24 protein-coding genes are annotated in these 25,120 nt (G+C 69.4%); 9 read left to right on the top strand and 15 right to left on the bottom strand.

Annotated features, from left to right (window positions below; all coding sequences use genetic code 11):
- Positions 1-18: 18 nt before the first annotated feature.
- Both dapD and KXC42_RS06335 read left to right on the top strand, forming a co-directional pair.
- A complete protein-coding gene (gene dapD, locus KXC42_RS06340) occupies positions 19-972 on the top strand; it encodes a 2,3,4,5-tetrahydropyridine-2,6-dicarboxylate N-succinyltransferase (RefSeq protein WP_006550566.1) in 954 nt (317 codons plus the stop codon).
- 107 nt (positions 973-1,079) lie between these two features.
- On the top strand, positions 1,080-2,417 hold the full coding sequence (locus KXC42_RS06335) for an amino acid permease (protein ID WP_220577881.1): 1,338 nt from the start codon (positions 1,080-1,082) through the stop codon (positions 2,415-2,417).
- Here the strand turns inward: KXC42_RS06335 and KXC42_RS06330 are convergent.
- From KXC42_RS06330 to KXC42_RS06295, 8 genes are all read right to left on the bottom strand, one after another.
- Positions 2,386-4,002, bottom strand: coding sequence for a substrate-binding and VWA domain-containing protein (locus KXC42_RS06330; RefSeq protein ID WP_257606044.1), 1,617 nt, complete (start codon positions 4,000-4,002; stop codon positions 2,386-2,388). The two genes, KXC42_RS06335 and KXC42_RS06330, sit on opposite strands and share 32 nt — an antisense overlap.
- Positions 4,003-4,155: 153 nt before the next feature.
- The gene (locus KXC42_RS06325) at positions 4,156-5,409 is read right to left on the bottom strand and encodes a CdaR family transcriptional regulator (RefSeq protein WP_006550569.1); all 1,254 of its coding nucleotides are present in this window, start codon (positions 5,407-5,409) and stop codon (positions 4,156-4,158) included.
- A 171-nt stretch (positions 5,410-5,580) separates the two neighbouring features.
- A complete protein-coding gene (locus tag KXC42_RS06320; protein ID WP_033097291.1) occupies positions 5,581-7,011 on the bottom strand; it encodes an acyl-CoA synthetase in 1,431 nt (476 codons plus the stop codon).
- Between the two features lie 57 nt (positions 7,012-7,068).
- A complete protein-coding gene (locus KXC42_RS06315; RefSeq protein ID WP_033097290.1) occupies positions 7,069-7,773 on the bottom strand; it encodes a hypothetical protein in 705 nt (234 codons plus the stop codon).
- 49 nt (positions 7,774-7,822) lie between these two features.
- The gene (gene dapC, locus KXC42_RS06310) at positions 7,823-8,935 is read right to left on the bottom strand and encodes a succinyldiaminopimelate transaminase (protein WP_257606043.1); all 1,113 of its coding nucleotides are present in this window, start codon (positions 8,933-8,935) and stop codon (positions 7,823-7,825) included.
- Positions 8,936-8,957: 22 nt separating this feature from the next.
- Positions 8,958-9,281, bottom strand: coding sequence for a ferredoxin (fdxA, locus tag KXC42_RS06305; protein ID WP_006550573.1), 324 nt, complete (start codon positions 9,279-9,281; stop codon positions 8,958-8,960).
- A 154-nt stretch (positions 9,282-9,435) separates the two neighbouring features.
- Entirely contained in the window at positions 9,436-11,997 is a 2,562-nt protein-coding gene (locus KXC42_RS06300) for a bifunctional FO biosynthesis protein CofGH (RefSeq protein WP_373922193.1), read from the bottom strand.
- Positions 11,998-12,078: 81 nt separating this feature from the next.
- On the bottom strand, positions 12,079-12,276 hold the full coding sequence (locus KXC42_RS06295) for a hypothetical protein (RefSeq protein ID WP_006550575.1): 198 nt from the start codon (positions 12,274-12,276) through the stop codon (positions 12,079-12,081).
- 101 nt (positions 12,277-12,377) lie between these two features.
- Between KXC42_RS06295 and KXC42_RS06290 the strand changes: the two genes are divergently transcribed.
- Genes KXC42_RS06290 through KXC42_RS06280 form a run of 3 tightly spaced genes read left to right on the top strand, consistent with a single transcriptional unit; the run spans position 12,378 to position 15,192 of the window.
- Entirely contained in the window at positions 12,378-12,935 is a 558-nt protein-coding gene (locus tag KXC42_RS06290) for a PH domain-containing protein (RefSeq protein ID WP_006550576.1), read from the top strand.
- Positions 12,932-14,437, top strand: coding sequence for a PH domain-containing protein (locus tag KXC42_RS06285; RefSeq protein WP_219130041.1), 1,506 nt, complete (start codon positions 12,932-12,934; stop codon positions 14,435-14,437). Before KXC42_RS06290 ends, KXC42_RS06285 begins: the two co-directional genes overlap by 4 nt.
- On the top strand, positions 14,434-15,192 hold the full coding sequence (locus KXC42_RS06280; RefSeq protein WP_219130040.1) for a uracil-DNA glycosylase: 759 nt from the start codon (positions 14,434-14,436) through the stop codon (positions 15,190-15,192). The genes KXC42_RS06285 and KXC42_RS06280 overlap by 4 nt, the downstream gene beginning before the upstream one ends.
- Here KXC42_RS06280 and KXC42_RS06275 read toward each other — a convergent pair.
- From KXC42_RS06275 to typA, 5 genes are all read right to left on the bottom strand, one after another.
- A complete protein-coding gene (locus KXC42_RS06275; RefSeq protein WP_006550579.1) occupies positions 15,149-15,589 on the bottom strand; it encodes a hypothetical protein in 441 nt (146 codons plus the stop codon). The two genes, KXC42_RS06280 and KXC42_RS06275, sit on opposite strands and share 44 nt — an antisense overlap.
- Positions 15,590-15,666: 77 nt before the next feature.
- On the bottom strand, positions 15,667-15,825 hold the full coding sequence (locus tag KXC42_RS06270) for a hypothetical protein (RefSeq protein ID WP_006550580.1): 159 nt from the start codon (positions 15,823-15,825) through the stop codon (positions 15,667-15,669).
- An 86-nt stretch (positions 15,826-15,911) separates the two neighbouring features.
- Positions 15,912-16,835 carry an N-acetyl-1-D-myo-inositol-2-amino-2-deoxy-alpha-D-glucopyranoside deacetylase gene (mshB, locus tag KXC42_RS06265; RefSeq protein ID WP_050993397.1) on the bottom strand — a complete coding sequence of 308 codons (924 nt, stop codon included), beginning with the start codon at positions 16,833-16,835 and terminating at the stop codon, positions 15,912-15,914.
- Positions 16,814-18,847, bottom strand: a complete 2,034-nt coding sequence (locus KXC42_RS06260; protein ID WP_219130039.1) for an ABC transporter family substrate-binding protein — start codon at positions 18,845-18,847, stop codon at positions 16,814-16,816. Before KXC42_RS06260 ends, mshB begins: the two co-directional genes overlap by 22 nt.
- 79 nt (positions 18,848-18,926) lie before the next feature.
- Complete coding sequence (gene typA / locus KXC42_RS06255; RefSeq protein WP_006550583.1) at positions 18,927-20,813, bottom strand: translational GTPase TypA; 1,887 nt, start codon at positions 20,811-20,813, stop codon at positions 18,927-18,929.
- 360 nt (positions 20,814-21,173) lie between these two features.
- On the opposite strand from typA, the gene KXC42_RS06250 reads away from it, so the two are divergent.
- On the top strand, positions 21,174-21,350 hold the full coding sequence (locus tag KXC42_RS06250; RefSeq protein ID WP_006550584.1) for a hypothetical protein: 177 nt from the start codon (positions 21,174-21,176) through the stop codon (positions 21,348-21,350).
- Positions 21,351-21,374: 24 nt separating this feature from the next.
- Here KXC42_RS06250 and KXC42_RS06245 read toward each other — a convergent pair whose 3' ends face one another.
- Positions 21,375-21,797: a (deoxy)nucleoside triphosphate pyrophosphohydrolase gene (locus tag KXC42_RS06245; protein WP_024103420.1), complete on the bottom strand. Its 423-nt coding sequence runs from the start codon at positions 21,795-21,797 to the stop codon at positions 21,375-21,377.
- A gap of 25 nt (positions 21,798-21,822) precedes the next feature.
- On the opposite strand from KXC42_RS06245, the gene KXC42_RS06240 reads away from it, so the two are divergent.
- Entirely contained in the window at positions 21,823-22,119 is a 297-nt protein-coding gene (locus tag KXC42_RS06240) for a 4a-hydroxytetrahydrobiopterin dehydratase (RefSeq protein WP_006550586.1), read from the top strand.
- Here the strand turns inward: KXC42_RS06240 and KXC42_RS06235 are convergent.
- On the bottom strand, positions 22,055-23,308 hold the full coding sequence (locus tag KXC42_RS06235; RefSeq protein ID WP_019288041.1) for a mannosyltransferase: 1,254 nt from the start codon (positions 23,306-23,308) through the stop codon (positions 22,055-22,057). The genes KXC42_RS06240 and KXC42_RS06235 overlap by 65 nt on opposite strands.
- A 378-nt stretch (positions 23,309-23,686) precedes the next feature.
- Between KXC42_RS06235 and KXC42_RS06230 the strand changes: the two genes are divergently transcribed.
- A complete protein-coding gene (locus KXC42_RS06230; protein ID WP_019288040.1) occupies positions 23,687-24,529 on the top strand; it encodes a hypothetical protein in 843 nt (280 codons plus the stop codon).
- Between the two features lie 70 nt (positions 24,530-24,599).
- Positions 24,600-24,983 carry a hypothetical protein gene (locus tag KXC42_RS06225; RefSeq protein ID WP_019288039.1) on the top strand — a complete coding sequence of 128 codons (384 nt, stop codon included), beginning with the start codon at positions 24,600-24,602 and terminating at the stop codon, positions 24,981-24,983.
- Positions 24,984-25,120: the final 137 nt, after the last annotated feature.

The following is a 25,120-nucleotide window of genomic DNA, read 5'->3' as shown; positions in this document are numbered from 1 at the left end:
CGCGTACGCTTCTCACCCGTGAGTGCACACGGAGCATCAGCAGTAGGCATCGCGAATATCACGGAGGACGGGACCGTCCTCGACACGTGGTACCCGGCACCCGCCCTCGGCGAGCCGAGCGAAACCGGAACGACGCGACTCGAGGGCACGGACATCCCGTCCGATCTCGCCCTGCTCGCCGGTCACGACGAGGCGCGCGAGGTCCAGCAGGTCGTGGTGCGCACCGACATCGCGGACCTGTCGAAGCCGCCCGTCGACACTCACGACGTCTACCTGCGCCTGCACCTGCTGTCGCACCGTCTCGTCCAGCCGCACGGGCTCAGCCTCGACGGCATCTTCGGCATGCTCGCGAACGTCGTGTGGACCAACTACGGCCCGTGCTCGCTCGAGAACTTCGAGACCGTGCGCTCCCGTCTGCGTATCCGCGGACCGGTGACAGTCTTCGGTGTCGACAAGTTCCCCCGCATGGTCGACTACGTCGTTCCGGCCGGTGTCCGCATCGCCGACGCCGACCGCGTCCGCCTCGGTGCGCACCTCGCGTCCGGCACCACCGTGATGCACGAGGGCTTCGTCAACTTCAACGCCGGCACGCTCGGCAACTCGATGGTCGAGGGCCGCATCTCCGCGGGTGTCGTCGTCGACGACGGTTCCGACGTCGGTGGAGGCGCCTCGATCATGGGCACCCTCTCCGGTGGCGGCAAGGAGGTCATCTCCGTCGGCAAGCGCTGCCTGCTCGGTGCGAACGCGGGCGTGGGCATCTCGCTCGGCGACGACTGCATCGTCGAGGCCGGCCTGTACGTCACCGCCGGTACCAAGGTCACCGGACCTGACGGCACCGTCGTCAAGGCCGCGACCCTCAGCGGCGCGTCCAACCTCCTGCTGCGACGCAACTCGGTGAGCGGCGCGGTCGAGGTCGTGCCGAACAAGGGCAGCGGAGTCGAACTGAACGCGGCTCTGCACGCCAACGACTGACTCTGCACCCACAACAGATTCGGAACCGAGAAACTGTGAGTGAAACCCAGCGGCCCGCGTCCGAGGCCGAACATCTCGGGAGCGGCCTGAAGGTCCGCCATCTGACCATGATGGGACTCGGCTCCGCCATCGGCGCGGGCCTGTTCCTCGGTTCCGGAGTGGGTATCGCCGCAGCCGGTCCGGCCATCATCGTCTCGTACCTGCTCGCCGGCGTGATGATCATCTTCGTGATGCGCATGCTCGGCGAGATGGGTGCCGCGCTGCCGGTGAGCGGTTCGTTCTCGCACTACGCGCGCATCGGAATCGGCCGCTGGGCCGGATTCAGCATGGGGTGGCTGTACTGGTTCATGCTGATCATGGTGCTCGGTGTCGAGATCACCGGTGCCTCCGCGATCGTGCAGTCGTGGCTGCCGGGCGTACCCCAATGGGTGGTCGCGCTGGTGTTCGTCACCTTCTTCGCGGTGGTCAATCTGGCGAGGGTCGCCAACTTCGGTGAGTTCGAGTTCTGGTTCGCGGCACTGAAGGTCGCGGTCATCCTCGGGTTCCTGGTGATCGGCATCCTGCTCGTGTTCGGTCTGCTTCCGGGCACCGAACCCGTCGGCACCACGCACCTGCTCGGCGACGGCGACGGTTTCGCGCCCAACGGGATCGCCGGTGTCGCGGCCGGTCTGCTCGCGGTGGCCTTCGCGTTCGGCGGCATCGAGATCGTCACGATCGCCGCGGCCGAATCGAAGGATCCGGAACGGTCCATCGCGACGGCCGTGCGCAGTGTCGTCTGGCGGATCTCGGTCTTCTACCTCGGGTCGATCTCGATCATGGTGCTCGTGCTGCCGTGGACCGCGGCGAGCGGTGAGACCTCCCCGTTCGTCTCGGTGCTCGACATCGCCGGCATCCCCTACGTGTCCGGCTTCATGGAACTCGTCGTGGTGATCGCGCTGCTGTCGGCGTTCAACGCCAACGTCTACGGCACCTCCCGCATGGCCTACTCGCTGGCACGCGGCGGCGACGGACCGGCCTGGCTCAGTAAGCTCACCCACCACGGAGTGCCCCGCAACGCGGTGCTCGTCTCGGTGTTCTTCGGCTTCGTCAGCGTGTGGCTCAACTGGCTGCTGCCCGACACCATCCTCGGGATCCTGCTCAACGCGGTCGGATCGGCGCTCATCGCGATCTGGTTGTTCATCGTCGTCTCGCATCTGCGGCTGCGCCGCAAGTTCGAGCGCGAAGGCACCATCCGCCTGCGCATGTGGCTGTTCCCCTATCTCAGCTGGTTCACGCTCGCGATGCTCATCGGCTTCATCGTGCTGATGCTGTCCGACAGCGCGGCCCGGGTCCAGCTCGCGTCGACCTTCGTGCTGTTCCTGATCATCACGGCGCTCGGCTTGCTCTGGCACCGCACCCACGACGACAAGACGGTCAGCCACCCGTCCGATCGGCCAGCGCAGTGAGCACGAGCTCGGTGATGTCGAGCGGATCGCTCGTCCGGTAGCTCACCCCTCCGGTCGCCGCGGCGATCTGCTCGAGGGTTGCGGTGTCCACGTCCTCACCGAGTCCGATCGTCACGATCCGTACCGGCCTGGACGGATCGTTCTCGTTCGAGAGGACCGCGAGCAGTTCGTCCTTCGACATCGCGGAACCGTTGTCGGCGCCGTCGGTCACCACGACGACACTGTTGGCCGCGCGCGGATCGTAGCTGTCCTGCACGTACCGGAAGGCCGCGAGGATCGTGTCGTAGAGCGCGGTGGTCTCGTCGGCCGTACCGGCCATCTGCGCGACGAGCGAGGTGAGCAGGTCGCGTTGGGTACCGTCGTCCACCACCGCATCGAAGCGCCGGATCGGTGCCGCCACGATGTAGTCCCCCGTTGCCTCGGCGCGGTCGTTCGGCAATGTGGCGTAGTCGCTCACTCCCCCACCGAAGAACCACAGGCCCGCTGAGACGTTCCCGGGCAGGACCTCGTTGGCGGCGGTCGCGGCGCGCCGGACCAGTTCGATCCGACTCTCGTCGCCGAGATCACGGTTCATCGACGCGGAGACGTCCACCGCGAACACGGTGCGCACGGGAAGCGCCTGCAACGCCCACACGTTCATCGCCTCCTCGGCGACGGTCTCGTCGTCGAGTTCGAGCACCGGCACCGCTCCCGCACCGCGGCCGTCGGGCAGGGGTCGTCCGCCTCCGTCCCGGAAGCCGTGACGGGTCAGCCTGTCGAGTCCTTCGGACGTGTGCAGCGCGTCGGTCAGCGCCGTGGCGGCCGCCGCCGCGGCGTCGTGCCGTTCTCCGCGCGCCGTCACGACCACCGGATAGTCCACGAGCAGCGTCCCGGTGACGGGTACCTCGATGCCCAGTTCGCGCTTGTGGACGCTGCGATAGGTCTCGACCTGCTGTTCGGTGCTCACCACCGTCCCACCATCGGCGACGGTCTCCTCGAGCAAGGTCGATCCGGTAGGTACCTCCTCGTCGCGAACCCCCTCCCGCTCGGCGAGCGGCGCCATGACGGGACGGACCGTGCCCATCGCGACGGGATCGTCGGCGGCCTCGGCCAGCACGGCGCGGATGGCACCTGCCGCGGGACCGGAGCGCAGTGGATTGCCGAAGACGAGACCGGGATCGGACAGGGCCTCCTGCCAGTCGGCCGCCGGTTCGACGGTGCCCGGCGCACCCGCGATCACGAGCGGCGTGGTGGCCAGCGGTGTCGACACCGTGCGCACCGGGCCCGTGGCGGTCTCACCCGCCCACGACGCCCACCAACCGCCCGCCGGGAGCCACAGGTCGGGAACGTCGTCGGTCGCCAGTCGCGCCGACACCTCCCCCGGTTCCTGTTCGACGACCTCGAACTTCGTACATCCGGATACCGAGGTCCCCTCGATCACCGGTGCGAGGTCGGCGGTGACCGCCACGGTGTAGCGCTCGGAGTCGTCGCACCCACTCCGTCGCTCCACGAACAGGAAGGCGACGGATCCGGCCGCGAGGACGAGGATCACGGCGACGACGAACCAGCGCGCCCGACCCTCGCCCGGCCGTGCATCCCCACTCACGCCGCCACGACGGCTCGGCGGATCCGACTCGGACGGTCCGGACTCCCCCGCCATGCGTCGGCCCCCTCGTGCTCACTCCGGGTGACGACCCTCGGTCGCCCGAGACCGATGATATAGACCGGCACGCCTCGGGAAGCCGAATCCGACGCGATATCAGCCCTGTTCGGAGCTCTCCAGTTCGAGTCGTCGAGCGATCAGCGCCGCCTGCAGCTGGCGCAGTCCGGAGGGCCGGGTGGGATCGAATCCGGTGAGTTGCGCGACCCGCTTGAGGCGGTAGTCGACAGTGTTCGCGTGGACGTGCAGGGTCTTGGCCGTGAGCTGGCGGCTCAGGTCGTGGGCGATGTGCGTTTCCAGCGTCTCGACGAGTTCGGGTGATTCGTCGAGCGGGTCGAGGACGCGTGCGAGGTGACGGCGCGCCGGTCCGGGCCGCGTGAGCTGGTATTCGAGGGCCAGATCCTGCATACCGTAGGCCCCGACCGCACGGCCGAGCCGTCGCACCAGATCGAGCAGTTCGTGGGCCTGCTTCGCCGCGGTGGGCACCTCCCGTACGGGGGCGTGGACGAGAGCGATCGTGACGGACACGCCCGCGACGGTCTCGATGCGCTGCCGGAATTCCTCGATCGCCTCGGTCGAGGGCGATTCGGGGAGCAGGACGGTGCCGCCCTCGGGGCCGAGCATCGCGAGGTGGCGGCCCTCGCAGATCGCCTCGAGTTCGGTCTCGACCCGGCGCAGGGTGCGCCGCGCGACGACCTCCGGCCGCACGTGCGGATTGCGTTCGTCGGGATGTCGGGTGAGCGAGACCGCGAGCACGGTGTAGGTGTCGGCGAGCACCAGCCCGGAGCGTTGCGCCACGGCCGCGGCGTCCTGCCCGCTCAGCAGCGCGGCGACCAGTTCCTGCGCGGCGACGTCGCGTTCACGGCGGATGGCGTCGAGTTCGGCGACGAAACCGGTGGTCGCGGCGACGGTGACCTTCTCGAGCAGCGCCATCCACAGGCGGGACGCGTCGGCGACGGAGGAGACATCGCCCTCCCGGGCCCGATCGGTGACCAGCTCCCACCCGAGACGGATGCCTTCGTGATAGATCCGGAGCATGTATTCGAGCCGGAAGCCGGCGCGGGCCCACTGGGCTGCGCTGCTGCGCAGGTCGGCGAGTTCCGCGTCGGAGGGTAGTTCTCCGGAGTCGAGGAGATGGATCGCGATGCGCAGGCAGCGCACGGTGACCTCGGTGACGTCACCGCGCAGCGATTCGCCCGGTCGCAGCGAACACGGCGCCACGTTGTCGGCGAAGTGCGCCACGAGTTTGCGAGCCACGGCGGGCAGATCGCGCAGCGGAACGGACGCGGGCTTCCCGTCCACCAGGAAGAGCGGAGCGTTGTCACCGTCCCCCCGACGATCGTGCCCGGTCACCCGGACCTGATCCGTTACAGACATCCCTCGAACCCCCATCGAAGTGAGTAGATCTACATACGGTGCAGTAGAGAATCCGCCTCGCAGTGTGACACATGCAACCCCTGTGACCGATTTTCCACGAAGTTCCGGTGACAGGAACCTGCCCGCGGGCGCCCCCCACCGACCCTGTCAGCCCAGTTTCTTCTTCTGCACCTTGCCCATCGCATTGCGTGGAAGGTCACCCACCACACGCACCTCCCGGGGCCGCTTGTGCACGGAAAGCTGTTGTGCGACAAGGTCGATCAGTTCCGACCCGTCGACTTGGGGGCCGTCGGCGGCGGGCACCACGAACGCGACGATCCGCTGACCGAGGTCGTCGTCGGGCAGGCCCACCACGGCCACCTCCCGCACCGCGGGATGACCGAGCAGAACGGTCTCGATCTCCCCCGCACCCACCCGGAACCCACCGGTCTTGATCAGATCGGTCGACTCGCGACCCACGATGCGGTGGAATCCGCCCTCGTCGACGGCCGCCACGTCGCCGGTGACGAACCATCCATCCTCGGTCCACGCGGCCGCGGTGGCCTCCGGCCTGTTCAGGTAGCCGTCGAAGAGCATCGGTCCACGCACCTGCAAGACGCCGATGCTCTCCCCGTCGTGGGGCACGTCGCGGCCCTGCTCGTCGCGCAGGCGCGTCTCGACCCGGGCCACCGGCGTGCCCACCCAGCCGGGACGGCGCTCGCCGTCGACGCGCGTGCTGAGCGTCAGCATCGTCTCGCTCATGCCGTAGCGCTCGATCGGAACCAGTCCCGTGAGCTCACGCAGTCGTTCGAAGACCGGCACCGGCAGCGGCGCGCTGCCGGAGACGAGCAGTCGCGCGCCGCTGAGCGCGCGGGCGGAGTCCTCGTCCTCGACGACGCGTGTCCACACCGTCGGCACCCCGAAGTAGAGGGATCCCTGCGCTTCGGCGTAGGCCTGCGGAGTGGGCTTCCCGGTGTGGATCAGCCGGCTGCCCACCCGCAGGGCTCCGACCACACCGAGCACGAGTCCGTGCACGTGGAACAGCGGCAGCCCGTGGACGAGCGTGTCGCGCTCGGTCCAGGCCCACGCCTCGGCGAGCGCGTCGATGCCCGCGGCGATCGCCCGGCGGCTCAGCAGCACACCCTTCGGAGCGCCGGTGGTCCCGGAGGTGTAGAGCACGAACGCGATTCGCGCCGGGTTCGGCTCGGGCAGGTGGTGCCAGTCGCGGGCGTGCAGGCGGACCGGCAGGCTCGGCAACTGCGGAACGTCGGGATGCTGCACCTCCGGCGCCGGACCGAGCCAGGCCTGCGCGTCCGAGTCCGTCAGGATGTGGGCGAGTTCGGCGGGCCCCGAGTCCGGTGGCACCGGCACCACGGTCGTCCCGGCGAGCAGGGCACCGGTCACGGCGACGACGGTGGTCGCGCTCGGAGTCGCGAGCACGGCCACCCGATCGGCGCGCGCCACCCGCGCCGCGACGGCGGTGGCCGCGCCGAGCAGACCGCTGCGGGAGAAGGTGTGGCCGTCGATACGGACGACGTCCGGGAGATCGTCGCCGCGCGCGACGGCCAGCGGATTCAGCGAACGAAGCAGTGCAGACACGACAGCCACGATTCCATATCGATGCCGCAGCCTCGCGGGGGCGGTCGGGTGTGGCGGTCAGGTGTGGATGTCGCCGCGCGCCGCGGACATCGATGTCCGCGCCAGATGTGCCGGGGGAAGCACGGTGGCCAGGACCGCGCCCAGCAGCATTCCGATGAGGACGGCCACGCCGTGCGCATCGCCCGCGATCACGAGGACCACACCGAGAAGGAAGGTCGCCGCGGAGGCGACGAGCAGCGAGCGTGTCGCTCCGACGACCGGCCACAGTCCCGCGAGAGTCGCGGCCGCCGCGAGCGTCGCGCCGGTTGTTCCCGCGCCGTCGGACGGGAAGACGAAGGTGGTGAACAACCCCCACAGCACCTGGCCGACCAGGAACAACCCGAGTGCGCGGTACCACCCCCACACCCGCACGATCGCGATGGCGACCACCGCGAGCAACAGCAGGTTCACGACGGTGAGGAGCACGCCGCCGTCCTCGATCAGACCTGCGGTGAGGACACGCCACCACTCCCCCGAGTCCCGGGTGCGGACCGGCTGCCGCCGGAAGACGTCGAGCAGTCCCGGGAAGACCAGTCGCGCGAGCGAGGCCACCGCGACCACCGACCACAGGATCGTCGCCGCGACCGGCGGAGGCCACCAGAACGATCGCGTCGTCGCGTGCGCGGAACTTCCCGCATGGGAGCGTGACGCGCTCACCGCAGCGATGGCCACCACGGCGACGTAGAGCACCCACAGCAGCGGATCCTCACCGGACGAACTCACGGGGCCAATCTACCGGCGAGCTGCTCGCCGAGCGGTGCGCCGGCGCGCTCTATCGGCGCAGTCGGGCAGCGGCGGCGTCGATGGCGTCGTCGGTCGCGGTGAGCGCGATCCGGACGTGCAGGACACCTCCGGGACCGTAGAACTCGCCGGGTGCGACGAGGATGCCGCGGTCGGCGAACCAGTCGACGGTCGCGCGGCATCCCTCACCGCGCGTCGCCCACAGGTACAGGCCCGCCTCCGAATGGTCGACGGTGAAGCCGGCGCCGCGCACGGCCCCCAGGAGCACCTCGCGACGCTTGCGGTACTTCTCGCGCTGCGCGTTCTCGTGTTCGTCGTCGTTCAGTGCCGCGGTCATCGCGGCCTGGATCGGCAGCGGCAGCATCATGCCGGAGTGCTTACGGACCTCGAGCAGGTCGGCGACGAGGTCGGCGTCGCCGGTGACGAAACCGGCCCGGTAGCTCGCGAGATTGGAGGTCTTCGACAGTGAGTGCACCGCGAGGAGGTTGGTGTGGTCGCCCCCGCACACGTTCGGGTGCAGGATCGACAGGGCCTCACACTCCCAGGTGAGCCCGAGATAACACTCGTCGGAGACGACGATCGCGTTGCGGCTGCGCGCCCAGTCGACGACCTTGCGCAGGTGGTCGGGTCCGAGCACCTTGCCGGTGGGGTTCGACGGCGAGTTCACGAAGACCAGCGACGCGACCTCGGGGCCGAGGCGGGTCAGCCCGTCGGCGCGGATGATGCGGGCACCGGCGAGCAGCCCGCCCACCTCGTAGGTCGGGTACGCCAGTTCGGGGATCACGACGAGATCGTCGGCACCGAGGCCGAGCAGCGACGGCAGCCAGGCGATCATCTCCTTGGTGCCGATCGCCGGCAGGATCGCCGAGTCGTCGAGACCGGTGATGCCGTAGCGACGTTCGAGCGCACCCACGGCCGCCCGCCGCAGTTCGGCGGTGCCGTGCGTGGTCGGGTAGCCCGGCTCCTCCGCGACGGAGACGAGCGCCTCCCGGATCACGGGGGCGACCGGGTCGACCGGTGTGCCCACCGACAGGTTGACGATGCCGTCGGGATGCGCCGCTGCCTTCGTTTTCGCGTCGGTCAGGGAATCCCAGGGGAAGTCCGGCAGGCTCTTCGCCACCGAACGGCGGACACGCGTGCTCACGAAAGTTCCACCGGTCCGTTCGTCACTCTTCGCCCATGGGAGGGAGATTCTTGACGAACGGCGGGTCGTAGTCGACCTTGCCGAGCTTCGCGGCGCCACCGGGCGAGCCGAGATCGTTGAAGAAGTCGACGTTGGCCTTGACGTACTCGGACCACTCGTCCGGGACGTCGTCCTCGTAGAAGATCGCTTCGACGGGGCACACGGGCTCGCACGCACCGCAGTCGACGCACTCGTCGGGGTGGATGTACAGCATGCGACCGCCCTCGTAGATGCAGTCGACGGGGCACTCCTCGATGCATGCCTTGTCCAACACGTCCACGCACGGTTCCGCAATCGTGTACGTCACTGCTGTTCTCCCTGCCTCTCTGTAAGCCCGCCGACCTGCGCGGTCTCGCCCGAGCGGGCACCCTCGGCGCCCACGGTCCTCCAGTATCCCCCGTGCCCGTGCCACACACCGGAGTAAGGGTCCCCTACTTCAGAGTGCAGACCGTCGAGGCGGGTCAGCCCGCGGTGACCGGGAGCTCGATCGGCGTGTACGCGGTGGTCCGTTGGCGCGCCGGCCGCCCGATGCCCTCGGCGATCGCGACCAGTTCGGCGACGGTCTTCTCCGAACCGTGCTGCGAGCCCGCCATGCGCGAGATCGTCTCCTCCATGAGCGTGCCGCCGAGATCGTTCGCCCCGCCCTCGAGCATGGCCTGCGTCCCGGCGACACCCAGCTTGACCCAGCTGGTCTGGATGTTGTCGATCCGGCCGTGCAGCATGACCCGGGCGAGGGCGTGCGCGGCACGGTTGTCGCGCATGGTCGGGCCGGGACGCGACGCGCCGGCCAGATACAGCGGCGACGACTGGTGCACGAAGGGCAACAGCACGAACTCGGTGAATCCGCCCGTGCGGTCCTGGATCCCGCGGATCACCTCGAGGTGGCCGACCCAGTGGTGCGGCTGGTCGACGTGCCCGTACATCATCGTCGAGCTCGATCGCAGGCCCACCTCGTGCGCGGTGGTCACCACCTCGATCCACTCGGCGGTCGGGAGCTTGCCCTTCGTGAGCACCCACCGCACCTCGTCGTCGAGGATCTCCGCGGCGGTGCCCGGGATGGTGTCGAGCCCGGCCTGACGCAGTTCGGTGAGCCAGTCCCGGATCGACGTGCCGCTGCGCGCGACACCGTTGACGATCTCCATCGGCGAGAACGCGTGGACGTGCATCGACGGCACCCGCGCCTTGACGGCGCGGACGAGATCGGCGTAGCCGGTCACCGGCAGTTCCGGATCGATACCGCCCTGCATGCACACCTCGGTGGCGCCGGCGACGTGCGCCTCCCACGCCCGGTCGGCGACCTCGCTCGCCGAGAGGGTGAACGCGTCGGCGTCGCCCTTGCGCTGCGCGAAGGCGCAGAACCGGCAGCCGGTGTAGCAGATGTTGGTGAAGTTGATGTTCCGGTTGACGACATAGGTGACGTCGTCGCCGACGGTGTCGCGGCGCAGCTGGTCGGCGAGCGCCACGAGTGCTTCGAGACCGGCGCCGTCGGCGTTGGCGAGGGCGATGTACTCCGCTTCGGTGCAACCGCCCGGATCCCGTTCGGCGGAGCGCAGCGCCGAGAGCACGTCGCTGTCGAGCCGCACCGGTGCTGAGGCGCCCAGCTGGAGCACCTGTTCGCGGACGGTCTCCCAGTCGCCGAAAGCGCTCCCGAGATCGGACCGGTGCTCGGTGTTGCGTCCGGTCACGTCGATCTCGGAGTTCAGATCGACGCGACCCGACGACTCCCAGTCGATGTCGGGTTCCTGCCAGGGCAGTCCGGACGGGATCACCTCGCGCGCGAGGCCCGTGGCCGGATCGGCGAGGGCGTGCACGTGCGCGGTGATGCGCGGATCGATCCACGGCTGCCCGGCGAGCACGTACTTCGGCTGCGCGGCGATCCGCTCGGTGAGCTCGAAGCCGGCCTCGGAGCTCAGGCGCGCCAGGGTGTCGAGATTCGGCCAGGGCCGTTCGGGGTTGACGTGATCGGGCGTCAACGGCGAGACACCACCCCAGTCGTCGACACCCGCCCCGAGCAGCGCGCGGCACTCGTCGAGCGAGACGAGATTCGGCGGGGCCTGGATGCGCATTCCCGGCCCGAGGACGAGCCGCGCGACGGCGATCGCGGCGAGGAACTCGTCGAGATCGGCGTCGTCGTGCTCGCGCATCGCGGTGTCGTCCTTGGCGCGGAAGTTCTGGACGATTACTTCCTGGATATGACCGAATGCCTTGTGCGACTTACGGATCGCGTGGATCGATTCGGCACGCTCGGTGAAGTCCTCACCGATGCCGACGAGGATGCCGGTGGTGAACGGCACCGCGAGTCGGCCCGCATCGGTGAGCACCCGCAGCCGCACCGCCGGATCCTTGTCGGGGCTGCCGTAGTGGCACTGCCCCTTCTCGGTGAACAACCGTTCCGAGGTGGTCTCGAGCATCATGCCCATCGACGGGGCGACCGGCTTCAGCCGCGAGATCTCGGCCCAGCTCATCACCCCGGGATTGAGGTGCGGCAGCAGACCGGTCTCCTCGAGGACGCGGATCGCCATCGCTCGCACGTAGTCGAGGGTGGAATCGTAGCCGCGCTCGTCGAGCCACTGCTTCGCTTCGGGCCACCGGTCCTCGGGCCGGTCGCCGAGTGTGAACAAGGCTTCCTTGCAACCCAGTTCGGCTCCCTGACGGGCGATCTCGAGGATCTCGTCGGGTTCGAGATACATGCCGTGACCCTCGGCGCGGAGCTTGCCGGGGACGGTGACGAAGGTGCAGTAGTGGCATCGGTCCCGGCACAGCCGGGTGATGGGGACGAAGACCTTGCGCGAATAGGTGACCGTGCCGGGTCGACCCTCCGCGAGAAGGCCGGCATCGCGCACCCGCGCCGCCGACGCACAGAGATCCTCGAGATCGGCACCCCGGGCCTGCAGCAGGACCGCCGCTTCGTCGACGTTCAGTGCGACCCCGTCGCGAGCCCGACGCAACGCTCGACGCATTCCCGAGGGAGTCGCCGTGGATCGGTGCGCAGCGCCGGGACGCACGGTGGGGGTCGGGAGCATCGCGGACTGCGGGGTGTCGTCTGCGGAATCGGTCATGGGCCCGATCATGCGCCTACGAGCACCCCCATGCCACTTCGGGGTCTATCCGCGCGGGTAGTCGTCGTCCGCCGGGACTTCGCGGGACTGCTCGTAGGTGTCTGCCGGGTCGGCTTCGAGGGGCACGTCCGAAGGCAGGTCGTCGGCAGGATCGTCGTAGACGGGAATGGCCTGCTCGAGCCGGTCGGCCTCGGAATCGTTGTCGGACTGGATCTCGATGCCGAGCGCATTCGACTCCGTCATTGCGATCTCCTCCTGATAGGGCCCGATCGTGAGATCGGATCGGGCGAGTCCGGCCGGGTTCTACGGATCCCAGCCTAGCGTGGAACCGGACACGGGGCCCGATGGAGCAGGAGGTGCGGGTGGAGGACGACGAGAGTTCGCCGGCGGGGTCGGCCGACAACACGGCAGCGACGAGCGTGGTGATGAGGGAACCGTCGTGGCGGCCGAGCCCGAAGGCGCGTGTGCTGTGGGCCGTGAGTGCAGCGCTGATGTGGTTGCCGCTGGTCGTCGCGCAGGTCGTGTGGGTGCTCGTCACGCCGGTGGGCGCCGGGTGGCACGTCGCCGCCGCGGCCGCGACCGTCGTCCTCGGTGGACTGCACGTCGCGGTGGTGCCGGTCTGGCGATACCGCGTCCATCGCTGGGAGATGGACGAGACCGCGGTCTACACGCGTTCGGGTTGGTGGACGCAGGAGCACCGCATCGCACCGATCTCCCGGATCCAGACCGTCGACACCGAGCGTGGACCGCTCGACCGGTGGCTCGGCCTGACCACCGTCACCGTCACCACCGCCTCGGCGGCGGGTGCGGTGGAGATCGTCGGGCTCGACAGCCGGGTCGCCGACGAGACCGTCGCTCGCCTGACCGCACTCGCGGCGAGCTCGGAGACGGACGCGACATGAACGACGCCCTCGTGGCCGGGACGGACGAGGAGGTGCTGTGGTCGCGTCTCGATCGCCGGATGCTGCTGATCCACCCGATCGAGGAGATCCTGCGCCTGCTGCCCGTCCTCGCAGGCTCGTTCGTCATCGGGTCCACCAGCGGCAATCCCGTGTGGGGCCTCGCAGCGACGGGCGTGCTCGTGCTGGTCGGTCTGCTGCGCTGGTTCACCACCACCTACCGCGTAGGACCAGAGCACGTCGAACTCCGCCGCGGCCTGCTGCAACGACGCGAGTTGTCGATCCCCCGCAGCCGCATCCGGTCGGTGGACGTCGAGCAACGCCTCCTGCATCGCGTGCTGGGCCTCGCGGTCGTGAAGATCGGCACGGGTCAGAGCGGGGGCGCCGATCGCAACCGGTTCGAACTCAACGGCCTTCCGATCGCAGCAGTCCCCGAGCTCCGTGCCGTTCTCCTGAGGGGTGGGCAACAGGACGACGTGCCGGTCGAGACGACCTCGACCGCTGCCGTCACCGAGCGTCAGCTGGCGCGATTCGACCCGGCCTGGGTGCGCTACGCGCCGTTCTCCACGACGGGACTGCTCGCCGTCGCGGCCGTCGCCGGTGCCGCCTTCCAGTTCGGGCTCGGCCGGTCGATCGCCGAATCGCAGGTCGTCCGCCGCGCGGTGGAGACCGCGGAAGACCTCGGCCTGGTGGTCGCGCTCGTGATCCTCGTGCTGGTCGTCGTGCTCGTCGCCAGCCCGGCCGCGTGCGTGCGGTACCTGCTGCTCTACGGCGATCTGCGGGTGACCGACGACCAACGGGTCCTGCGCATCGCGCACGGCCTGCTCACGACCCGTCACACCACCCTCGACCGGGCGCGGCTACGCGGGATCGCGCTGCACGAACCGCTGGCGCTGCGGCTCGTCGGCGCCGCACGGCTCGACGCCGTCATGACGGGCAGAACCGCGCAACAGGGCGGTTCGTCACTGGTCCTGCCGTCGGCGCCCGACGGGGAGGTCCGGCGGGTCGCGGCCGAGGTGCTCACCGGGGGGCTGCCGCTCGACGTTCCGCTGCGCAGTCACGGTCCCCGTGCCCGGCGTCGCCGCTACACGCGGACGCTGTGGCCGGTGGCCGTCGTGGTCGCCGCCGGGCTCGTCGCCCTGAGCGTCACCGACCGGCACGTGCCGTTCGCCGTGATCGCCACGGTGGTCGTGGTGCTGGTCGCGGGGGCGTGCGCGCTGGCGCAGGACCGCTACCGGGGTCTCGGCCACGCCGTCGTCGACGGACATCTCGTCGCCCGCAGCGGTTCGATCGACCGGCAGCGCATCTGTCTCGATGCGGACGGTGTGATCGGCTGGACGGTGCGGCAGACCTTCTTCCAGCGCCGTGCCGGTCTCGCGACCGTCGTCGCGGCGACGCCGGCGGGTGCGGGACGCTACGAGGTGATCGACATCCCCGTGGACGAGGCGTGGGCGCTTGTCCAGGAGGTCACACCGGGTATGGGAGAAGCATGGATCGACCGATGAAGCCGACATCCGGCAAAGGCCCCCTGCACGGCACTCCCCCGGCGACGCTGGCCGAGCTCGACGACGCGCTCGTCGACTGCCACGCGTGTCCGCGGCTGGTCGCATGGCGTGAGCAGGTCGCGCGGGAGAAACGGGCGGCCTTCCGCGACGAGGAGTACTGGGGCCGGCCCGTCCCGGGCTTCGGCCCGGCCGATGCGTCCCTGCTGATCGTCGGGCTGGCGCCCGCCGCGCACGGCGGGAACCGCACAGGACGGATGTTCACGGGCGACCGGTCGGGCGACGTGCTGTACGCGGGCCTGTACGACGCGGGACTGGCGTCGCAACCGACCGCGACGCACATCGGCGACGGCCTCGAACTGTTCGGCACGCGCATCACGTCGCCGGTGCACTGCGCGCCACCGGCCAATCGCCCCACGGTCGTCGAACGCGACACCTGCCGGCACTGGCTCGAACAGGAACTCGACCTGCTCTCCCCCACGCTGAGGTCGGTCGTCGTGCTCGGCGGGTTCGGGTGGCAGGCACTACTGCCGGTCCTGTCGGCGGCGGGGTGGACGATTCCGGTTCCCCGCCCCAAGTTCGGGCACGGCGCACATGTGCTGCTCGCTGCCACCGAGGCGCGGGAGCACCCGTTGCACCTGTTCGGTTGCTATCACGTCAGCCAGCAGAACACCTTCACCGGCCGGTTGACGAAGGAGATGGTGACCGAGGTGCTCAGGGACGCGGCGCGGGCTGCGTCCCTCCCACTGCCTGGGTGATCTCCCTGATGCGGGCCGAGAACAGGTAGCCGCCGGCGGGGGCGAGCGCGGCCACGGGCAGCAGCAGGGTCCGCCAGTCGCCGAGCGCGAGCTGGTCGCCGCCCGGACCGCCCACGAGGCAGACGAGGAAGACGACGGCCCAGGCCAGCAGCGGCAGGGTCGCGCTGCGCAGGGATCCGGTCTCGGCGCGGAGGGCCATCACCAGCAGCAGGTTGACGAGGCCGGCCAGCAGGATGGTGATCGGGAAGGGCACTCCGGCGATGTACACGCCGAGATAGAAGACCGACAACAGGGCGCACAGCGCACCGTCGAGCACGAGCAGCGCGACGAGCCCCCGGCGGGGTTGGACGTCCACCGGTGACGCGAGGGGTGCAGCGGTTGCTGGATCGACCGTCATGCTTCGATGGTGCGCTACCGGACGCGCCCGAGCGCAACCGGGGTCCGCGGAACCATCCGCGACCCACGCACGGGACGTCAGGGAACCGGCGGGTATCCGAGCATGGTGAGCAGCGCGCTCTGCTGGTCGGCGAAGGAGTACAGAGCGTGCCAGTAGTCGGCCCGGATCTCGTCGGCGTACGGCCTCAACGACTCCACGAACGCGACGATCTGGTTCTGGACGGACCAGTTGTACATCGACAACCCCCTGACGGTGTGCCTGCGTGGTACGCGAGGACGGGTGACGCGAACCACCCACGGCCTCGTTGATGACTCGGGTCACACTAGCCGATGCCGGAGAAGAGGTCGTCCTCTCGTCCCGTGGAGTCGGTCAGGCCGAGCTGCCCGCGCACGAGCACGAAGTGCTCCTGGTCGAAGACGGGCTGGGCGACGAGGTTGGAGAGCACGAACTGCTCGCCGTCCTCCGCGACCAGCACCTGGGTCGTGTGCGCGGCCATCGCGGTCCGCTTCGCGTCGAGAACCGAGCGGACGTCGACGACGGTGGTGACCTCGTCGTCGGGCACGCTCGGCAGTTCGCCGGCCTCCGGTCGGCGCCAGCCGTCGGGCAGCGTGCCCATGGCGGCGATGCCGCGTTCGAGCGCGGACCGTTCGGCGACGGTCCAGTACACCTTCGCGGGGGTCCACGCCGCCCCGGCGGAGGGATAGTCCTCGGTGCCGGCCGCTTCGACGGCCGCGGTCACCCGTTCGTGCACCGCGATGTGGTCGGGATGCCCGTAGCCACCGAACGGGTCGTAGGTGACGACCACGTGCGGACGCGTCTCGCGGATCACGGCGACGAGCGCCTCGATCGCCTCGTCGCGGTCGGCGTTGACCCAGGCGCGAGGATTGTCGGCGGACGGGGTGCCCGCCATCCCGGAGTCGCGCCAGTGCCCGGCACCGCCGAGAAAACGCGGTCGCTCGACGCCGAGCGCGTCGAGCGCCCGGGTGAGTTCGAGGATGCGGTATCCGCCGAGCTGATCGGCGCGGTCGGCGGTGAGCTGGGCCCACTCGTCGCCGATCACTTCGCCCTCCTCACCGAGCGTGCAGGTCACGACGGTGACCTCGGCGCCCTCGGCGACGTACCGGGCGATGGTGCCGCCGGTGGTGAGGGTTTCGTCGTCGGGATGGGCGTGGACGAGCAGAAGTCGTCGATCCGCAACGTCGGGGAGAGCTCCCGGAGCATCGGTCACGGTGTGGTCCTTCCCCACAGATGGGCGTCGCCGAGAATACCGGTGGCGACGGCGGCTGTCAGCGAGACGTTCTCGACGCCCGGACCGGCGGCGACAACGGCCCGGTCCTGCAGGATCGGCAGATTCACCGCGAGATCCCACAGCCTGGCCTGCGCGTCGGCGACGACCTTCGCCGGGTCGGTGGTGCCGTTCAGTGCAGCGAGCAGATCGGGTTCGAGACCGGGATCGCACGCACCCGAGAGGTTGCTCGGAGCTTCGAGCTGCGCTGCGAGCGCATCCTCACGTTCCTCGACGTCGTCCTCGTCGAGCGTGGTGGTCGCGGGGTCCGACGACTGTGCCGCCTCCGCCGTCCCGGGGGCGTCGGGCTGCGCCGGGAGGTCGGACTCGGGCACGGTCGGCAGGTCCTCCCCCGCCACGGTGGGTGCTGCGGCCACCGGGACGCATCCGAATCGGGACAGCGCGGCGGTGGCAAGGTCTCCACCGGCACGCATCCAGCCGACGACCGCGTGCACGGTGCCCTCGACGAGGGCTTCGCCGTACAGCTCGTCGGGGGGAAGTTCGTCGACCGATGCGTCGATCCCGGCGCCACGCCACAGGTCGACGGCGGTGCGTGCGACGGCGCGGGCGGTCTCGTCACCCTCCGGCACGCCCACGACCAGCGTCAACGGCACGCCGGCCCGGGCCAGGGTGCCCTCGGGCAGGGCCGGCCCGTCGGGGGTTCTCGGTCCGGGAGTCGCGCTCGTCGGCGCCGCCGTCTCGGATGCCGCCGTCTCGGATGCCGCCGTCTCGGATGCCCTCGTCTCCGGTGCAGCGGCCTCCGGCGCTTCGGGGCCGGGTGCGCCGGGGTCCGTCGGCACCGGGGGCACCGCAGGCGGGACGGGTAGATATCCGGCCTCGGCGAGACGTCCGAGGGCCTGCTCCCGGGACAGACGCGCCGGCATCGTGTCGGTGTATCCCGGATCGGACGGCGCGAGCACCTGGGCCCGCGCCCGCACGACCCCGGTGCTGTTGGCCGTGGCGACAAGTCCGAGCAGCTCGGGGTCGAGCAGGTCGAGCATGCCTCGCCGGACGACCGGGTCGGCGAGTTCGGCGGTGCGCGTGTTGAGGGTCAGATCGAGGGTGCGCGGCTGGAGCTGGACGCCGGTCCGCACACCCGGCACGGCGGCGAGCTGCGCCTCGAGAGCGACACCGCCCGCGCTCTGGACCACTTGGGCGTCGTCGCTGCGCACCGATTCGGTCACCTGGGCGTCGGTGCCGGCGCGGCGCATGATCAGTTCGTCGGGTCCGGCCGGGGTGCCCCAGAACCGGTCGTTGCGTTCGAGCAGCACCTCGGCGCGCCCCCGATCGACGTTGTCGACGTGGAATCGCGCTCCGGACACGGGAATCGTCTCGGACAGGCCGGTGGAAAAGCCACCCGGAGTGTCCTTGACCAGGTGGGCGGGCAAGAGATTCGTGAACAGTTCGCGCCAGGCCGGATACGGCTCGCGCAGGGTGACGGTGACAATCTTGCCTCCGCCCGACGATCGGATGTCGTCGATGAGGCGGTAGCCGGCAGGATCGACGACGCCGGGCTGGGTGATCATCTGCCGCCACAGATACCGGAAGTCCTCGGCAACGATCGGCGCTCCGTCCGACCACTGGGCCTCGTCGCGCAGGCGGTAGGTGATGGTGAACGGCGCCTCGTCGGTGACCTCCGCGGACAGCAGCAGCGAGTCGTCCGGAACCCACAGTGCTGCAGCGGGATTCTCCGGATCGGGCACGGCCCGGAAGGCACTCGGGAGCACGAGTTCGGCAACGGCGTTCGCGACGGGCGACTGGTCTGCGAGCAGGTGGGGGTTGAAGCCCGAACCGACCTCGTCGATCGCGACCACCACCGTGCTGCGCTTCGGAGCGGGAGCCGGGGTCGTGGTCGGCTCCGTCTGCTCGATGGGCGGCGGCGGGTCGGCGGTGCAACCGGTGAGGACCAGCGCAGCCACGGCCAGGCCGGCCGTCGCCCCGATCAGTCGGCGACGAGCGCGCGTACGCGACACTCGGGCTCCTTCCGTGAGGCAGGTGGTACGTGGGTGGCCCCGGCCAGCATGCGCTCGCCGGGGCCACCCCACACCTGGACTACTTGTTACGGGCCTTCTCCCGCGACCGCGCACGCGCACGGTCGGTCTGCGAGAGGTGCAGCTTGCGCACGCGCACGTCCTCCGGCGTGACCTCGACGCACTCGTCCGCAGCACAGAACTCGAGCGCTGCCTCGAGGGTCAGCTCGATCGGCTTGGCGAGGGTCTCCATCACGTCGGCGGTCGAAGAGCGCATGTTGGTGAGCTTCTTCTCGCGGGTGACGTTGATGTCGAGGTCCTCGGCGCGCGGGTTGATGCCCACGACGTGGCCCTCGTAGGTGTCGCTGCCCGGTTCGACGAAGAAGGTGCCGCGGTCGGCGAGCTGGATCATCGCGAACGGGGTGACCGAGCCTGCACGGTCGGAGACGAGCGAACCCGTGTGGCGGGCGCGGATCTCGCCGGCCCACGGCGCGTAACCGTGGAAGATGGCGTTGGAAATGCCGGTGCCGCGGGTCTCCGTGAGGAAGTCGGTACGGAAACCGATCAGACCACGCGACGGGATGATGAACTCCATACGAACCCAGCCGGTGCCCTGGTTGGTCATCTGGACCATCTTGCCCTTGCGGTTCGCGAGCAGCTGGGTGATGGCGCCGAGGTGCTCCTCGGGGCTGTCGATGGTCAGCTCCTCGTAGGGCTCGTGGAGCTTGCCGTCGATGGTGCGGGTGACCACCTGCGGCTTGCCGACGGTCAGCTCGAAGCCTTCACGGCGCATCTGCTCGACGAGAATGGCGAGGGCGAGTTCGCCTCGGCCCTGCACCTCCCACGCGTCGGGGCGTCCGATGTCGAGGACGCGCAGCGAGACGTTGCCGACGAGCTCGGAGTCGAGCCGCGTCTTCACCATGCGAGCGGTGAGCTTGTGGCCCTTGACCCGGCCGACGAGCGGCGAGGTGTTGGTGCCGATGACCATCGAGATGGCCGGCTCGTCGACGGTGATGCGCGGCAGCGCCACCGGGTTCTCCGGATCGGCGAGCGTGTCGCCGATCATGATCTCCGGGATGCCGGCCACGGCGACGATATCGCCGGCGACCGCGACCTCGCCCGGCTGCCGCTCGACACCGACGGTCTTGAGCAGCTCGGTGATCTTGACGTTCTTGACGCCGTCGGCGTGCATCCACGCGACGGTCTGGCCCTTGCGCAGCTCACCCTGGTGGATGCGCAGCAGCGCGAGACGACCGAGGAACTCGGAGGCGTCGAGGTTGGTGACGTGGGCCTGCAGCGGCGCCGACGGATCACCCTTGGGTGCGGGGATGCACTCCATGAGGACCTCGAAGAGCTCGTCGAGGTTCTCGGCGTCGGGGACCTGGCCGTTCTCGGGCTGCTTCTTCGAGGCCTTGCCCTCACGACCGGAGGCGTAGAGGACGGGCAGCTCGAGGGCGAGCTCGGCGGCTTCGGCGGCCTCGTCGTCGAGGTCGGACGCGAGGTCGAGCAGCAGGGTCTGGCTCTCCTCGACGACCTCGGCGATGCGGGCGTCCGGGCGGTCGGTCTTGTTGACCACGAGGATCACCGGCAGCGACGCGGCGAGCGCCTTGCGGAGCACGAAGCGGGTCTGCGGCAGCGGGCCCTCGGAGGAGTCGACCAGCAGGACGACGCCGTCGACCATGGACAGGCCGCGCTCGACCTCACCGCCGAAGTCGGCGTGGCCGGGGGTGTCGATGACGTTGATGACAGTGACGGTGCCGTCCGGGTGGTGACGGTGCACCGCGGTGTTCTTCGCGAGAATGGTGATGCCCTTCTCGCGCTCGAGGTCGCCCGAGTCCATGACCCGGTCGACGAGTTCCGCACGTTCGGCGAACGCGCCCGACTGGCGCAACATGGCGTCGACGAGAGTGGTCTTTCCATGGTCGACGTGCGCCACGATGGCGACGTTCCGAAAATCAGCGGTGCTCACGCGATAGCTCTCCTGGCTGTAGTCCGGCCACACGGCACTGGACCCGGTCGGCACCTCGCCCGTACGGCGTTCGTCTCGATGGCCGCGACGCGAGATTGCGAGCTACCTGCCCCGTCCGATTCTCGGCGTGCAGGCACTGCGGCCGTCAATACACTTTACAGGCCGTTCGTCGGTCGCCGCTTCTACCTCATCAGATACCCGCAGGTCGGCGACGATCGGGGTGACGCTCGACACTCCCCCAGGAGACGTAACCGCCGAATCCGGCACCACATGCACCCCTGGGTCCGTGAGTAAGGGGATGCTAACCTTCGCCCGCCGGTGATTCGCCGCGCGCTGGACCGTGGAAGGCAGGCGGGACGTATGGGGAAGGTGAAGGCGAGCAAGGTCGCAGGCCTGAAGCCGAAGAAGAAGTGCTGCCGCAAGAAGACGCGGTGCCTCAAATGCCCCGTCGTCGTCATGCGCATGAAGAAGGTCGAGAACGACGGGCTCAGCAAGAAGGAACTGCGCAAGTATCTCGACAAGGCCCGCGCCGCCTGACCACCAGGCATGCGCCGTATGACCTCAGCGCCGCAGATGTTCGCGTAGATCGGGAATCCACGCACGATCGGCCGGGACGAGATCGACCTCCCCGAGTTCGTCCGCGTCGACCCACCGCAACGCCGCGTGGTCCAGCGGCTCGGGATCACCCGAGACGAGTTCGACCCTGTAGGCACACAACTCGCGACCTCCGGCCAACGGCACCGCGACCCCCAGTCGCTCCGCACCGCGCACCTCGACACCGAGCTCTTCCCTCAGCTCCCGCACGAGCGCCGCCTCCACGCTCTCCCCCGGTTCCGCCTTGCCTCCGGGCAACTCCCACAGGCCCGCGAGGTCGACGGGCCGCGTGCGCTGGGCGAGCAGCACGCGTCCGTCCCGGATGACGGCGCCGGCCACGACGTGCCCGTCGGGCGCCGGTGTACTCGCGGACGATGTGCTTGCAGACATGACGTGCATCGTCCCAGAATGAGTCATGTCCCAGCTGCTGACGGACGGAGAGATCGACGCCGCGCTGGCCGAGTTGCCGCACTGGCACCGCGCGGGACAGTCGCTGGTCCGCACCATCGAGGCGCCCACCTTCCCCGACGCGATCGCACTCGTCGACCGGGTGGCCGTCGTCGCCGAGGAGGCGAATCACCATCCGGACATCGACATCAGGTGGCGGAAGGTGACCTTCGCGTTGAGCACGCATTCCGCCGGTGGCATCACGGAGTCGGATCCGGCTCTTGCGCGTCGGATCGACGAGGAGGCACGGCGCTCGGGTCTGTAGTCACCCGTTCGTCCTGCCCCTCACGTCCCCGGGCCGCGAGGATCACGACGACGTAGACGGCGAGGACACCGACCACGTTGACGGCGCCGAGCCAGGCGAGCGGAGCGGGACGTTCGACATCCCAGATCGAGTTCTGCGCCGTACTCAGTACCCACGGAACGCCGATCAGCGTGACCGCGGCCCAGCACGCGGCGACGATGCGGGCTCCGAGCGACCGCGCCAAGGGTCCGTAGAGAAGCCACAGCAGCAAAGGGACCACCCACACCCAGTGGTGGACCCACGAGATGGGCGAGACGAGCAGGCCGAACAGCTGCACGATCAGCAGCGTGCCGAGACGGTCGCGCGTTCCGTCGGGCAGCGGTTCCAGCGACCGCCACGCCGCGAACGCGAGGACCGCGCAGACCACGACGCCGACCAGCCACACCGGCCCGAGTCCGACGTCCTCACCCGCGATACGACCCAGCGCTCCGCGCAGCGACTGGTTCCACACCGACACGACCGGCCCGATCCGATCCGCGTCGCCGAAGAGGGACCCGAAATAGGTGGCGGCTTGGGAGCCGAGCACGAGCAGGCTCACCAGGACGGTCCCCACGAAGACGACCGCGGAGAACACCGCCTCGCGCCAGCGTCGCTGCGCGAGGAAGTACAGGCCGGTGATGGCAGGCGTGAGCTTGATCCCGGCGAGCACGCCGACGAGCCCACCCGACAGCCACCACCGGGAACTGCGGGCCGCGAGCATCACGCCGAGGACGAGAAAGACGTTGATCTGGCCGTAGTCGAGGGTCGTGCGTACCGGCTCGGTCCATATGCCCGCAGCCGTCCACAGCATCGCGACACCGACCCACGACCGGCTCCGTGCCCGCGCGTCCACGACGAGTTCGAGCGAGATCCACACGACGGCGAACAGCGCCGCGACCGTCAGCAGCTGCCAGGCCACGCCCAGGATTCCGAACGGGATCAGGTGCAGGGGCAGGAAGACGAGCGCGGCGAAGGGCGGATAGGTGAACGGCAGGGGGAAGTCGGGGGTGTCCTCCGAATAGGTGAACCCGTAGAGGTCGCCCTGCAGCAGAGCGGCCGATCCGTCGACGTAGACGTGCAGGTCGACGAGGTTCATGCCGTTGGGAGTGATGAATCCCCAGGCGATCCGGACGACGACGGACAGCGCCAGTAACGCCGCGCACCACCACATCCGGTGCGAAGGAAACCCTCGTGGCACTGCGGTGCGGCCTCTCCCGTCGAACGTCCGTCCGGTGAACCGGACCCGGCGAAGGAGATTACCGTTCCGATAGGCATGCAAACGAACCGGAGTTCACTCCCGTAACGATTTCATCTACAGTCACAATCTTCTCAGGTCGAACGCGTTATGTTCGACAGGATCCGAGGGACGGAACACCCCGTGGTTAGAATCCCGAACCAGCGATGGGCGCGCCGTTCCGAAACGGCAGGCTTGTCCCGTGTGCGGGGGGTCCATAGAGTGTCTCCTCGAGCCGTCAGCATCCGGTCGTTCGTCCCGAACAACCGGATGCTTCAACGACAAGGATGGGGAACAGTGCTTCGTACTCGAGGAATGCGACGGGCGCTCACGCTGTGCGCACTCGCCGCCACCGCGGGATTGGCCGTGCCTACGCAGGCCGTCGCGCAACCGGCGCCACCCGTACTGCCGGACCTGGCAGGGCTCATCGAACTGCCCCAGTTCGAGATTCCCGCTGATCTTTCCGTAGAGTCGTTGACCGACCTGCTCGCCGGGGTCCGGGCGAACCCCGAAGAGGCCGAGGCCCTGGCTTCCCTCGCGCCCGCGATCATCGGTGCGGCCGCGGGCCCCGCCGATGTCGCCGACGCGGCCGACGGCAAGAACGACCTGCTGGCGCAGGCCAAGGAACTGCTCGCGAACTCCGAGCTCCCCGAATCGGTGAAGAGCACGCTCCAGCGCGTCATCACCTTCCTCGATGGCAGCGGCGGCGGCGGACCCGAGATCCCCGAGCCCGGCGCCGTGGTGATCTCGCAGTTCCTCTACCCGACTATCGGCAAGGGCTGCATCGGCGACAGCCAGGACTCCGTGGGCACCGCCCTCGCGGTCGCGGGTCCGTCGCACCTTCCCCCTCCCGGACCGGGCGCAGGCCAGACCGGCTTCGTCTTCACCGCGCTGGGCACCGCACCCGCCGCCGGCGAACAGCAACAGCCGCTCACCCTGAGCTGGGTCAACGTCTCCAACGGACGCACGGGCACGCAACCGCTCACCAACGACGCGAAGATCAACCCCGACGGCCCGACCACGCTGAGCGCGATCGCCGACACCGGTTCGGGTCAGGTCCTTGCCGTGATCTCCGGTGGAATCACCACGCAGGACGAGGGCGCCGATCCGCGTTCGTGCACCTTCCTGCCCACCGTGGGTCTCGTCGCCGTTCCCTGATTCACGTACTCACGGAAGGCCGCCGGGAGTTTCTCCCGGCGGCCTTCCGCCGGGCGTGATAGACCGGAGCATGGCCTTCACCGCGGCGCGCATCCCGTCGAAGCAGAGTCGTCTGCGGCACCTGGCCGGCGCCGCGTCCGTGAACTCCCGGCGCTCGCTCCTCTCTCACCGCTCGATCCTGTCGATCGCCTCGGAGCGGTCGATCCTGTCGATCGGTTCCTCGTACTCGATCCTGTCGATCGGTAGCTGCGGGTCGGTCCTGTCCATCGGCTCCGTCGGGTCGTTCGGTTCGGCGTTGTCCTCACTGTCGTTCGCGAGTCTCGGTTCGGCGTTGTCCGGGCTGTCGCGCTGGTCGCTGCTGGCGTGGCGCGGCGATCATGCCGCCCCCGACGAGCATCCGCCGCTCTCGATCACCGTCGACGAATCCGAGCCCGACAAGCATTGTCAGTCCTGACACCGGACGCCGGTCGAACGGCCACGCAGGACCGGACGGGGTGAGGGTACTAGGGATCGACGGCCCTGCCGTGTTAGACAACGATGGCAGCGTCGTTCGTATTGCGCACAAATTGTCGTCGTAGGCCGCGTCACCCC

Source organism: Rhodococcus sp. LW-XY12, from assembly GCF_019317345.1.
Classification (GTDB): Bacteria; Actinomycetota; Actinomycetes; order Mycobacteriales; family Mycobacteriaceae; genus Rhodococcus; species Rhodococcus pyridinivorans.
Note: the sequence above shows the minus strand (reverse complement) of the source record. Positions and strands in the feature narration are given on the sequence as shown.

Coding starts and splice junctions, on each gene's coding strand:
- KXC42_RS06335 (WP_220577881.1), top strand. CDS start 1,080: ATGATGGGACTCGGCTCCGCCATCGGCGCGGGCCTGTTCCTCGGTTCC.
- KXC42_RS06300 (WP_373922193.1), bottom strand. CDS start 11,997: ATGCTCCCGACCCCCACCGTGCGTCCCGGCGCTGCGCACCGATCCACG.
- KXC42_RS06295 (WP_006550575.1), bottom strand. CDS start 12,276: ATGACGGAGTCGAATGCGCTCGGCATCGAGATCCAGTCCGACAACGAT.
- KXC42_RS06290 (WP_006550576.1), top strand. CDS start 12,378: ATGGAGCAGGAGGTGCGGGTGGAGGACGACGAGAGTTCGCCGGCGGGG.
- KXC42_RS06285 (WP_219130041.1), top strand. CDS start 12,932: ATGAACGACGCCCTCGTGGCCGGGACGGACGAGGAGGTGCTGTGGTCG.
- KXC42_RS06280 (WP_219130040.1), top strand. CDS start 14,434: ATGAAGCCGACATCCGGCAAAGGCCCCCTGCACGGCACTCCCCCGGCG.
- KXC42_RS06275 (WP_006550579.1), bottom strand. CDS start 15,589: ATGACGGTCGATCCAGCAACCGCTGCACCCCTCGCGTCACCGGTGGAC.
- KXC42_RS06270 (WP_006550580.1), bottom strand. CDS start 15,825: ATGTACAACTGGTCCGTCCAGAACCAGATCGTCGCGTTCGTGGAGTCG.
- KXC42_RS06250 (WP_006550584.1), top strand. CDS start 21,174: ATGGGGAAGGTGAAGGCGAGCAAGGTCGCAGGCCTGAAGCCGAAGAAG.
- KXC42_RS06245 (WP_024103420.1), bottom strand. CDS start 21,797: ATGTCTGCAAGCACATCGTCCGCGAGTACACCGGCGCCCGACGGGCAC.
- KXC42_RS06240 (WP_006550586.1), top strand. CDS start 21,823: ATGTCCCAGCTGCTGACGGACGGAGAGATCGACGCCGCGCTGGCCGAG.
- KXC42_RS06235 (WP_019288041.1), bottom strand. CDS start 23,308: ATGTGGTGGTGCGCGGCGTTACTGGCGCTGTCCGTCGTCGTCCGGATC.
- KXC42_RS06230 (WP_019288040.1), top strand. CDS start 23,687: ATGCGACGGGCGCTCACGCTGTGCGCACTCGCCGCCACCGCGGGATTG.
- KXC42_RS06225 (WP_019288039.1), top strand. CDS start 24,600: ATGGCCTTCACCGCGGCGCGCATCCCGTCGAAGCAGAGTCGTCTGCGG.